Source organism: Streptomyces cellostaticus (assembly GCF_023630175.1).
Classification (GTDB): Bacteria; Actinomycetota; Actinomycetes; order Streptomycetales; family Streptomycetaceae; genus Streptomyces; species Streptomyces cellostaticus_A.
The window spans coordinates 45,551-57,228 of record NZ_JALLIN010000049.1 but is presented as its reverse complement, the minus strand read 5'-3'; the positions used below and the strand labels follow the sequence as shown (position 1 = coordinate 57,228).

7 protein-coding genes and 2 pseudogenes are annotated in these 11,678 nt (G+C 67.9%); 5 read left to right on the top strand and 4 right to left on the bottom strand.

The window, feature by feature from the left end; genetic code table 11:
* The 3 genes and pseudogenes from MXD57_RS26315 to MXD57_RS26305 all read right to left on the bottom strand — a co-directional run.
* Window positions 1-183: pseudogene (locus MXD57_RS26315) on the bottom strand (IS1380 family transposase); the annotation flags it as partial.
* Between the two features lie 26 nt (window positions 184-209).
* The gene (locus MXD57_RS26310; protein ID WP_250404514.1) at window positions 210-1,403 is read right to left on the bottom strand and encodes an IS110 family transposase; all 1,194 of its coding nucleotides are present in this window, start codon (window positions 1,401-1,403) and stop codon (window positions 210-212) included.
* Between the two features lie 228 nt (window positions 1,404-1,631).
* A pseudogene (locus MXD57_RS26305) lies at window positions 1,632-2,289 on the bottom strand (transposase); the annotation flags it as partial.
* A 947-nt stretch (window positions 2,290-3,236) separates the two neighbouring features.
* Here MXD57_RS26305 and larB point away from each other — a divergent pair.
* The 3 genes from larB (at window position 3,237) to MXD57_RS26290 (ending at window position 5,813) form a co-directional block, all read left to right on the top strand.
* A complete protein-coding gene (gene larB / locus MXD57_RS26300; protein ID WP_250404513.1) occupies window positions 3,237-4,061 on the top strand; it encodes a nickel pincer cofactor biosynthesis protein LarB in 825 nt (274 codons plus the stop codon).
* Window positions 4,058-5,302: a nickel pincer cofactor biosynthesis protein LarC gene (larC, locus tag MXD57_RS26295; protein ID WP_250404512.1), complete on the top strand. Its 1,245-nt coding sequence runs from the start codon at window positions 4,058-4,060 to the stop codon at window positions 5,300-5,302. The genes larB and larC overlap by 4 nt, the downstream gene beginning before the upstream one ends.
* 193 nt (window positions 5,303-5,495) lie before the next feature.
* Window positions 5,496-5,813 carry a hypothetical protein gene (locus tag MXD57_RS26290; protein WP_250404511.1) on the top strand — a complete coding sequence of 106 codons (318 nt, stop codon included), beginning with the start codon at window positions 5,496-5,498 and terminating at the stop codon, window positions 5,811-5,813.
* Window positions 5,814-5,878: 65 nt separating this feature from the next.
* On the opposite strand, the gene MXD57_RS26285 is transcribed toward MXD57_RS26290, so the two are convergent.
* A complete protein-coding gene (locus MXD57_RS26285; protein ID WP_250404510.1) occupies window positions 5,879-6,607 on the bottom strand; it encodes an adenylate kinase family protein in 729 nt (242 codons plus the stop codon).
* A 557-nt stretch (window positions 6,608-7,164) separates the two neighbouring features.
* Here MXD57_RS26285 and ileS point away from each other — a divergent pair.
* Together ileS and MXD57_RS26275 are read left to right on the top strand one after the other, a co-directional pair.
* The gene (gene ileS / locus MXD57_RS26280; RefSeq protein ID WP_250404509.1) at window positions 7,165-10,302 is read left to right on the top strand and encodes an isoleucine--tRNA ligase; all 3,138 of its coding nucleotides are present in this window, start codon (window positions 7,165-7,167) and stop codon (window positions 10,300-10,302) included.
* A gap of 304 nt (window positions 10,303-10,606) precedes the next feature.
* Window positions 10,607-11,632, top strand: coding sequence for a radical SAM protein (locus MXD57_RS26275; protein WP_250404508.1), 1,026 nt, complete (start codon window positions 10,607-10,609; stop codon window positions 11,630-11,632).
* Window positions 11,633-11,678: the final 46 nt, after the last annotated feature.

The following is an 11,678-nucleotide window of genomic DNA, read 5'->3' as shown; positions in this document are numbered from 1 at the left end:
GGCGGAGGATCCGCCGACGGCCGGTGGTCACGAGCTGTCCGGCCGCGGTGAACAGGCGGTGCCGCAGGCGTCGGGCCCCCAGAGTCTGGCTTTCCCGGTCAGCGCGAGCATCAGCATCCAGGCCAGCCGGTTCAGCGCGATATGCACGATCTCCAGCCAGATGCGGTTTTGGGCGGTGTGCTGCGGGGGGGGTGCCCCTATGGGTTTCGTCAACCCGTGGCGGCGGGTTGGGGGTCGTAGAAGGTGCCGTCTCGGAGCATCGCGAAGAACACGTCGGCTCGTCGTCTCGCGAGGCAGAGGAGGGCTTGGGTGTGGTGCTTGCCCTGAGCAATCTTCTTGTCGTAGTAGGCCCGCGAGACAGGGTCGGCCAGGGCCGCGAACGCGGACAGGAAGAAGGCCCGTTTGAGCTGCTTGTTTCCCCGGCGGGAGGGCTGTTCGCCGCGGATCGACGAGCCCGAACTGCGGGTCGCCGGAGCGAGTCCGGCATAAGCGGCGAGGTGGGCGGCGGACGGGAAGCTGCTGTCGTCGCCGACATCGATGAGCATCCTGGCTCCGGTCCTGACGCCGATGCCGGGCATGGACGTCAGGACCTTGGAAAGAGGGTGGGCCTCCAGCAGTTGCTCGATTCTCGTGGCGAGGAGTTTGCGCTGGTCGAGGACGGCTTGGAGCGAGCTGGCGAGGCTGGGGACGATCAGGGCGGCGGCGTCCGTGCCGGGGACGACGACGGTCTGTTCGTCGAGCGCGGTAAAGATGTCCTGGCCCAGCCGCTCGGCCATCCTCGGAGCCTTCGGGCGTATCAGGCTGATCAGTCGGCGCCGTCCGGCCTTGCGGATCAGGGCCGGCGAGCCGAACTGGTCCAGCAGTTGGAGCACGGGGATGCGCGGGCCCAGGACACGTTCGAGGTGCGTGCGGATCTGGGTGAGCAGGCCGCGCAGCCGGTTGCTGATGCGGGTGGCCTCGTCGGCCAGGTCGTCGTCGAAGCCGACGATCATCTCCAGTTCGGCGATGGTCTCGTCGTCCAGCTCGATGGAGCGGAGCGTGTGCGGCATCGACCGGGCGGCGTCGGCGATGACGAAGGCGTCACGGGCGTCGGTCTTGGCCTCGCCGGGGTAGAGGTCCGCGATCCGCCGCATCGTCAGACCGGGCAGATAGGCGACCTGGCAGCCCATGTCGCGGGCGACCGCGATGGGCAGGGCGCCGATGGAGGCCGGCTGGTCGACGACCACGAGCACGGTGCCGTGCTTGGCCTGCAACTTCGCAAAGAGCCCGCGGAGTTTGGGCTCGCTGTTGGGCAGCCGCTTGTCGAAGGCTTTCTTCCCGGTCGGGGTGACGGCGGTGGCGTGGTGTTCGCCCTTGCCGACGTCCAGGTCGAGGTAGACGCCGATGCCGCTGGTGTCGATCACGTGCAGTCTCCGGTCGTTCTCGCCCGGCCGTCCAGCGGCACCGATCGCCACATCCACATTACAAAGAGCCTCCTTGCCTCCGGAGAAGCCGGTGGTCATGCCCCTAATCAGCGGTCTGTCGATGCCACCGGAGCTGGCGCCCCCCGGGCCATGCATTCGACAGGGGCGAGAAGTCATGCCAGCTCCAGAGGCCGGGGCCCCATTGCGGGGCCACGAAGAAGGTAATGGGGGGAGGTTCCTCAGCCCGGTGGCCCGGGCGGCAGGACTCGGTCCTCGGCCCGAGCCCGCAACCGGTGACGGAACTCGAGCTCGGCGACCGGCCGGCCAGAGATGTTGGTGGCGAAGCACGTCAGTGGCATGCCGTCCGCGCCGGTCAGCCTCGACTGAGTCCTGGGGTGCTGCGGCCATTCCTTCCGAAGGATCAGCCGCATACCTTTGGGCCAGCCATCGTGGACGTCGCCGGTGAGTTCGGAGACCGAGGCGCCGTCGCGGATCTCGCTGTCCGCTTCGACTGCCGGTGTCCAGGCGGACGCCGGAACCTTCAGCACGTGCTCGTGGATCGCATCTGTGATCATCATGCTGACCGAGTAGGACAGCCACCGTCCCCGCCGGTCCAGCCAGGCGACGAAGTCATGGGTGCCACCCGCGGAGTCGGTGTGGATCAAGGTCTGAAACCCGCGCCGGTATCGATTCGGCAGCTGGGCCAGGCCGGCGGCTGTGGTGTGGTCGACGGCCGTGTTCAAGCCCGCGTTCCCGGCCGCAGCAGGACGGCGACAGGTTCGCCGGTGCCGCCCAGACCGTGGTCGACGAACCCCATCAACGGGTGACGGCCGTAGGACTTCTTCCAGGTGGGGGCAGCGTCCTGCTTGTCCGAGTGATCGATCACGCCGGTGGCACAGCGCCTTGACGCCGGTGTCGTTCAGCGGCATGGCGTCGGCATAGAGCCGGTGCGGCAGCATCCAGGACAGCACGCACCGACTGAGCCTCGTGACCGGCATACCGTCGATGTCGACGTGCAGCGTGTCGGTCAGCCGGACCTCTTCTGCGGGCCTCACACGGGTACCAATATCGTCAGAGAGATGCTTGAGCGTGTAATGGAGGCCGACCGACAACTTGAGGCTGGCCCGGCCGTCCGAGAACAGAACAGCGGCGGAAAGATCTGCATGACCCGACTGCTCTGAGCGACCAGTTCCGGTATCGGGGCCATCGTGCCAGAGGAGCACGCTGGCCGAGCGAGCAGACCGGCCGCTCCGTCACCTCGACCACGTGCGCGGGCATGCAGTACGCCTTCCCACTCTGTGCCCGAAGGTCCGGGACATAGCCCAAATCCCACACCTGCGCCACGGCTCGGTCGAGATCGCGGCGACGAGCATTCCGGGTGATCGCATTGTCTTCGTCCTCGTCCGCTGCATCCGGAAAGGGCCGTAGCGCCGTTCTGATGAGGTCGATGCGATCGCGGGGACTGGAAGTGGGACTGCTCAGCGTTCCCCTTTAGCAGTCCGCACGCAAACACGTCCCCATCCGGTGTCGTCGCCATTTTCACCGTTTTCGATTCTGGAAACATGGATATGCACAGTCCGTTCCCCCTTCGGTTTGTGCCGTCAACCGGACCTCACGGAAAGCCTCTCGGGCATTTGGCGCGGTCCGACGATAGAAGGTCGTTCACAACTTGTACAGCGCCAGGAACGTCATCAAACTGCATGGCAGCAAGCGGGCAATCGGACGGGCAAACAACAATAAAAAGGACATCCCTCTCTCCGGGAGAATAGACAGTCGAAGAATGCGGCTCCTAGACTTCCGGCACCAGACCGGAATCCACGAGAGCGAGGGAACATGGACCGAGCCGACGTCCACGATCTGCTCATCCGCGTCTCCCGCGGTGAGGAGTCGGTCGAGGTGGCCCTTTCGCACCTGACCACGGGTCCGCTCACTCCCGGCTTGGCCACGGACCCGGACCGGGCGGACGGCTTCGTTGACCTCGGGTTCGCCCGGGTCGACACCCACCGCGGGATGCGCACCGGCGATCCCGAGGTGGTGTACGGCGCCGGCAAAGGCCCTCGGGAACTGGTCCCGATCGTCGAAGCACTGCGCGCCGCCTCCAGCACCCGGCCCGTGCTCGTCACGCGCCTGTCCCACGACGGTGAGGTCGAACTGCGCGCGGCGATCCCAGGAATCACCGTTGACGAGCCGTCCCGCTGCGCGCTCGTGGGCGAACCGCCCAAGCCGATGGGCCGTGTTGCAGTGCTCAGCGCGGGAACGTCCGACGGACCCGTGGCGGCGGAAGCCGCGTTCGTGGCCCGGGCGATGGGCGCGGTGGCCGTCCGCTACAATGACGTGGGCGTCGCCGGGATCCACCGGCTGCTCGCCGTCGCTCCCGAACTCGACGCATATGACTGCCTGGTGGTTGTGGCCGGCATGGAGGGGGCTCTGCCCAGCGTCGTCGGTGGCCTCGCCGGGGTCCCACTAGTAGCGGTGCCCACCAGTGTGGGCTACGGCAGCTCTTTCGCCGGGCTGACCGCGCTCTTGGCGATGCTCAACTCCTGCGCGCCCGGCGTTGTCGTGTCCAACATCGACAACGGCTTCGGCGCGGGCGCGTTCGCGGCGCGCGTGGCGCGGCGTTCGGCGTCGCAGGCCCCGGCCGCGGGAGCCGTACGATGACCACTGCCTGGTTCCACTGCGCCGCGGGGGTGAGCGGCGACATGCTGCTCGGGGCGCTGATCGATGCTGGCGCGGATGTGGAGGCGGTGCAGCACGCCATCGACGCGGTCGTGCCGAGCAGGGTGCGGCTACGTACCGAGCGGGTCTCGCGGCGCAGCATCTCCGCACTGAGAGCACACGTGGAGGTCGCAGACGAGGCGCACCACCGCACCTGGTCGACAGTCGAGGCGCTGATCACCGGCGCAGACCTGCCCGCACAGGTGCGCACCCATGCGCTGGGGGCCTTCGCCCGGCTGGCCCGGGCAGAGGGACGGGTTCACGGCGTTCCGGCCGAGGACGTGCACTTCCACGAAGTGGGCGCCCTGGATGCCATCGCCGACATCGTCGGCAGCGCGATGGCGTTGCACTGCCTCGGCGTGGAGCGGGTGGTGAGCTCGCCCCCGACCTTGGGTGCCGGACAGGTCGGCACGGCCCATGGGCTGCTCCCCGTGCCTGTGCCGGCGGTCGTCCAACTGCTCGCGGAGGAGGGTGCCCCCGCCCACTCCGGAGGCGAAGAGCACGAGATGTGTACGCCCACCGGTACCGCTTTCCTCCTGACGGTCGTCTCGGCCTGGGGAGGCATGCCGACCCTGCAGGTCCTCGGCACCGGAACTGGAGCAGGCGGCCGGGACCTGCCGCGCGTCCCCAACATCCTGCGCGTGGTACTGGGCACGCCGGTCGCTCCGTGGGACGCTCCCGAACACCGTGCGGAAATGAGCGACCTGCAGGTGCGTCCGGCTCTCGTCGTCGAGTGCAACGTGGACGACATGGACCCGCGCATCTGGCCCCATGTGCTGTCCCGGCTGCTGGAGGCCGGCGCCGCCGACGCCTGGCTCACTCCGATCCTCATGAAGAAGGGACGGCCCGCGCACACCCTGGCGGTGCTCTGCCCGCCCGACCGGGTGGACGCCGTCAAGGAGACGATCCTCGTGGAGACGGCGACGATCGGCATGCGCGTCCACTGGGTCGAGAAGTGGGAGGCGGCACGGGAGTTCGTCACGGTGGTCGTGGAGCGTGTGCCCATCCAGGTGAAGGTCGCGCGACTGCGCGGACGCGTGGTGAACGTGCAGCCTGAGCACGGCGAGGTGGCGGCGGCCGCCCAAACCCTAGGAATCCCGGTGAAAGCCGCCCATGCCCGGGCTCTGGCAGCAGCGCAGGCCCTGTGGGACGAGCGCGGCGAACCGGTGCCGTCGGTTTCCTGAATCAAGCCGCATCGTGAACCCAGCCGGTGCGCAAGCCCAGCCCCCTCATAAGCCAAACCGTCATCGGTCCTGCCGCGCCAGGATGGAGCCGGCCCGGTCGATGTCACCCGCGTCGCCCTCGTCACCGCCCACGTCTGGGCTGAACACAGGGCCGAGCCCTGTGGACCGGGGCAAGCCGGGTTCACTGGCCCCGGTGAAGGGCCTGTTGCGCAGGGCTCCCCCGCCGCTGGTCCTGGACGAGCCGACCTCGGCGCTGGACCCGCAGGCCGAGCACGATCACTTCGACCGGTTCCCGGCCCGGACTCGCGACGTCTCCGCACACCTCGGCCCGATCACCGTGCTGATGTCCCACCGGTTCTCCACGGTGCACATGGTCGACCACGTCGTCGTCCCGGAGGAAGGCCGCATCACCGGACAGGGCAGCCATACGGAACCACTGGCCGTGAACAGCCTGCGCTCACGGCTCTTCACCGCGCAGGGGGCGGCATACGGCGCACCCGGACCCCGCTGAGAAACCCTTGACCGTGCCCGCCACTCGGGCACGGTCAAGGGCCACTGCTCATCCGGCCGTCACGATCACTCGCCTCGAGGCGCCGTGTCGCCGGCCTCCACCAGCGCCCCGGGCAGCATCGCATCGCACAGCGCATGCGCCACCACCTCGGGGGTCCCTGTACCGTCGACGCGCATCACCAGGTCACGAGTCGCGTAGTGGGCGAGCAGCTCCCGCACACTCTCGCGGTGGTGCCGCAACCTCTCCCGGAAGACCTCGGGCGCGTCGTCCCGGCGCAGCACCACGGGGCCCCCGCACCGCGGGCAGACAGCGTCCGGCACGGGGATCCCGTTCTCCACGAACGTCTCACACCGCTGACAGACTCGGCGCTGCCCCACGCGCGCCGTCGCGACCTCGTCCGGCACGTCCATGTATACGAAACGGGCCAGTTCAAGGCCGAATCCGGCAAGCACACGGTCGAGGACCCGCGCCTGGTCCGCGTTGCGGGGAAATCCCTCGAGCACGACGCCCTCGGCGTCGGGAAGTTCCGCCTCGAGGAATGCGGTCAGCCCCTCACCCACGAACTCGTCGGGCAGCCAACGGGCCTGCGCAGCATACTCCTTCGCGCGCAGTCCCAGGAGAGTTCCCGCTGCGGCCTGCCGTCCGAAGAAGACCCGGACGGCAAAGTGCACAAGCCCCGGTCGCGCCGCGAAGACCGCACGCATCGCCGTGCTCTTTCCGGCGGCTGGCGGACCGACCAGCGCGATGACAGGTACGGCCGGACGGGCGGCACCATTCGACTCGACGTTCGTCAAGGCGTTCCCCTCAGGTGGAAGTCGTCAGGACAGTTTCGCGTTCGCTTCCCGTTCGGCCTTTTCCCCTGTGATGCACGGGGTGGCGCAGCGTCACACGCAGTGAGCGGCCGGTGCGACGAAGATGTGGCCCGGGCCGCTGGAGCGCAGAAGTAAGTCCGCTCGGCGCGCAGTCTACCCATTGCCGTCGGAGCCAACTCCCCATCAGTGACAGAAAATCGACGCGTGCATCGACTCCTGCCTCTACACTGGGCGAAGCGAGAAGCGTGGATGGGGACGAGTAGCGGCGTACGCAGCCCAGAGCGACCCGGGGACGGTGTGAGCCCGGGGGCACGCGCGACGTGAAGATCACCCCGGAGCCGCCGGAAGAAAGCCGCAGGCAACCCACCGCGGCCAGTAGAACCGGCATCGCGACCCCAATGAGGGGGCTCACCGAGGCACCATGCGTCGGCGGGCCAAGGAGGGTGGTACCGCGGGAGCGCGCCGAAAGCGGCGTAAGGAAAGACATGGCTCTCGTCCCTCCGACGGAATGCAGCAAGTCCGTTGGAGGATGCTCGCAGATGACAGCGCCGACGTACCGCCAGGTGCCCGCCCAGGTCGACCTGCCCGCGCTTGAGCACGCCGTGCTCGACTTCTGGCGCGAGCAGAAGATCTTCGCCAAGAGCCTGGAACAGTCCGAGGGACGCCCCGAGTGGGTGTTCTACGAGGGCCCGCCCACCGCGAACGGCATGCCCGGCGCCCACCACATCGAAGCGCGCGTCTTCAAGGACGTCTTCCCGCGCTTCCGCACCATGCGCGGCTACCACGTGGCCCGCAAGGCCGGCTGGGACTGCCACGGACTCCCGGTGGAGCTGGCCGTCGAGAAGGAGCTCGGCTTCTCCGGCAAGCAGGACATCGAGGCGTACGGCATCGCCGAGTTCAACGCCAAGTGCCGCGAGTCGGTGACCCGCCACACGGACGCCTTCGAAGAGCTCACCACCCGCATGGGCTACTGGGCCGACCTCCAGGACCCGTACCGGACGATGGACCCCGAGTACATCGAGTCCGTCTGGTGGTCGCTGAAGGAGATCTTCGGCAAGGGCCTGCTGGTCCAGGACCACCGGGTCGCCCCCTGGTGCCCGCGCTGCGGCACCGGCCTGTCCGACCACGAGCTGGCGCAGGGCTACGAGACGGTCGTGGACCCGTCCGTGTACGTCCGCTTCCCGCTCACCTCCGGCCCGCTGGCCGGCGAGGCCGCCCTCCTGGTGTGGACGACGACCCCCTGGACCCTGGTGTCCAACACCGCGGTCGCCGCGCACCCCGAGGTCACCTACGTCGTCGCCACCGACGGCCAGGAGAAGATCGTCGTCGCCGAGCCGCTCGTCGCCAAGGCGCTCGGCGAGGGCTGGGAGACCACCGGCCAGACCTTCACCGGCGCCGAGATGGAGCGCTGGACGTACCGCCGCCCCTTCGAACTCGTCGAGTTCCCGGAGCCGGCGCACTACGTGGTGAACGCCGAGTACGTGACCACCGAGGACGGTACGGGCCTGGTCCACCAGTCCCCCGCGTTCGGTGAGGACGACCTCAAGGTCTGCCGCTCCTACGGCCTGCCCGTGGTCAACCCGGTCCGCCCGGACGGCACCTTCGAGGAGGACGTCCCGCTCGTCGGCGGCGTCTTCTTCAAGAAGGCCGACGAAAAGCTCACGGAAGACCTCCAGCAGCGCGGCCGGCTCTTCAAGAACATCCCCTACGAACACAGCTACCCGCACTGCTGGCGCTGCCACACCGCGCTCCTCTACTACGCACAGCCGTCCTGGTACATCCGCACCACGGCGATCAAGGAGCGCCTGATCCAGGAGAACGAGAAGACCAACTGGTACCCGGACACGGTCAAGCACGGCCGCTACGGCGACTGGCTGAACAACAACATCGACTGGGCCCTTTCCCGCAACCGCTACTGGGGCACCCCGCTGCCGATCTGGCGCTGCGAGGACGACCACCTCACCTGCGTCGGCTCCCGCACCGAGCTGACCGAGCTCACCGGCACCGACCAGTCCGGCCTCGACCCGCACCGCCCGTACATCGACGACGTCACCTTCGACTGCCCGCGGTGCGCGAAGAAGGCCACGCGCGTACCGGAGGTCATCGACGCCTGGTACGACGCCGGTTCGATGCCGTTCGCACAGTGGGGCTACCCACACCGCAATAAGACTCACTTCGAGTCGCACTATCCGGCGCAGTTCATCAGCGAGGCCATCGACCAGACCCGCGGCTGGTTCTACACGCTGATGGCGGTCGGCACGCTGGTCTTCGACAAGTCGTCGTACGAGAACGTGGTGTGCCTCGGCCACATCCTCGCCGAGGACGGCCAGAAGATGTCCAAGCACCTGGGCAACATCCTGCAGCCGATCCCGCTCATGGACCAGCACGGCGCGGACGCGGTGCGCTGGTTCATGGCGGCCGGCGGCTCCCCCTGGGCGGCCCGTCGCGTCGGCCACGGCACCATCCAGGAGGTCGTCCGCAAGGTGCTCCTCACGTACTGGAACACGGTGGCCTTCCAGGCGCTGTACGCCCGTACGTCGAACTGGGCGCCGTCCGAGGCCGATCCGGCCCCGGCCGAGCGCCCGCTGCTGGACCGCTGGCTGCTGTCCGAGCTGCACGCGCTCACCGACCAGGTGACGCAGGCGCTGGAGGCGTACGACACCCAGCGCGCCGGCAAGCTGCTGTCCGCGTTCGTCGACGACCTGTCCAACTGGTACGTCCGCCGCTCCCGGCGCCGCTTCTGGCAGGGCGACAAGGCGGCGCTGCGCACGCTGCACGAGGTCCTGGAGACGGTCACGAAGCTGATGGCCCCGATCACCCCGTTCATCACCGAGCGAGTGTGGCAGGACCTGGTCGTGCCGGTGACCCCGGGCGCCCCGAAGTCGGTGCACCTGGCCTCCTGGCCGCAGGCGGACCTCGGCGCGATCGACCCGGAGCTGTCGAAGCAGATGGTGCTGGTGCGCCGCCTGGTGGAGCTGGGCCGTGCCACGCGCGCGGAGTCGGGTGTCAAGACCCGCCAGCCGCTGAAGCGCGCGCTGATCGCGGCGACAGGCTTCGAGTCCCTTGAGCGCGAACTGCACACGCAGATCACGGAGGAGCTGAACGTCGAGTCGCTCGCGTCGCTGAGCGAGGTCGGCGGCAGCCTGGTCGGCACGACCGCGAAAGCCAACTTCCGCGCCCTGGGCAAGCGCTTCGGCAAGCGTGTCCAGGACGTGGCGAAGGCCATCGCGAACGCGGACGCGGCGGCGCTGTCCCTGGCCCTGCGCGAGGGCACGGCGTCGGTCGAGGTCGACGGGGAGACGGTCGCCCTCGCCCCGGACGAGGTGATCATCACGGAGACCCCGCGCGAGGGCTGGTCGGTGGCGTCCGACTCGGGCGTGACGGTCGCCCTGGACCTGGAGATCACCGAGGCGCTGCGGCAGGCGGGCCTGGCCCGTGACGCGATCCGGCTGATCCAGGAGGCCCGCAAGAACAGCGGCCTCAACGTCGCCGACCGGATCACCCTGCGCTGGACCTCCACGGACACGGCGGTCGTCACGGCCCTGACCGAACACGCGGAGCTGATCGCCGACGAGGTCCTCGCCCCGGAATTCGCCCAGGGCGAGGCGGACGACAGCTACGGCGACCCGTTCACGGACGAGTCCCTGACCCTGACGTTCCGCCTGCGCAAGGCGTAGCCCTCCCGCCCTCGCCCACGCCCCGTCCACGGTGCCAGTCGATCGGGGGTGTCTGTCACTGCGCAGTGACAGACACCCCCGATCGACGTCTTTCCTCTTCCTGCCATGCATTTTCCTGAATACCCGCGACTCTGGACTCCGGTCACCTTGCGTTGCGACGCTGATCACACGGCCTTTGATCGAAAAACCGTGTGTGCCGTCTCGTCAAGGAGACCTCGTGACCGTTTCCCCGGAAATATCCCTGGCAGACCGACCCACCCTCGAGGACCCGACCCGGTGCGTGGTCCGGAGGATCGGGCCCGAAATGGAGGAATACAACGGCCGCCGGTACCAGAACTGTAATGTTCTGCATTTCGACGGTACGGAATACCTGTTCAGCCATCGCGCCATATTGACGCTGGTGACCACGGCGTCTTGCAACGCCGCCTGCAAGTTCTGCTCGAACGAGATCACCTTCACTCCCAACGGACCCTTCCTGGAGATGAACCCGGATCTGGGGCGAGTCATCGACTTTGCCGAGCTTGCCGGTGTACGGAAAGTCGCCTTCACCGGTGGCGAACCGACGGCCAACCCCGCCAAATTGGCGCGACTGGTCAGCGCCGTGGCACCGCGCTTTCATCGTGCCAGGCTCCACACGAACGGGTTCGGCCTCGCCAAGACCGTTGAGACGCCGCACGGGCACCGCGAGCTGCTCCCTGTGTTGATTGCGTCCGGCCTGACCGGAGCGAGCCTCAGCATCGCGCACCACGAGACCACGACGAACCGGCACATCATGCGGATCAAAGGCCGCTGGGGCGGGATGAGCGAGGACGACGTGCGCTGGGTGGCGAGCCATGCCTCGGACCGGTTCACGCCGCGGCTCAGCTGTGTTCTCAGTTCGGAGGGCGTACACAAGCTGAAGGATATCCTCGAGTACATCGAATGGGGTGTCTCGCTCGGCATCAAGAAGTTCATCTTCAGATCCTGCTCACAGATCCCGGAGCCTTTCCAGAAGGGGACAGCGTATTCGGACTACAACGAGGCAGAGTACATTCCGATCGAGCCGCTGGTCAGGGAATTCGGGATGCTAGACGGCGTCCAGGAAACATACACTCAGCACAAATCAGACTCCCACGTGCATGTTTTTCAGCTCGGCGACGACGTCACCGTGGACATCGACGAGTCAAGCGAGGAAGAGGATCCGGATTCCAAGATCCGCCGCATAAACGTCATGCCCGACGGTGTGGCTTACACGAGTTGGATCGACCCCCGGTCCCATCTGTTCGCCGATGACGCGACCCGGGTGAGCGACACCATCCGCCGCGAGCTTCCCCTGCTCTCAGCCCTGTGACTCAACCACCCTCGAGGCAGGAGGAGACTGTGCTGACGCCCATCGC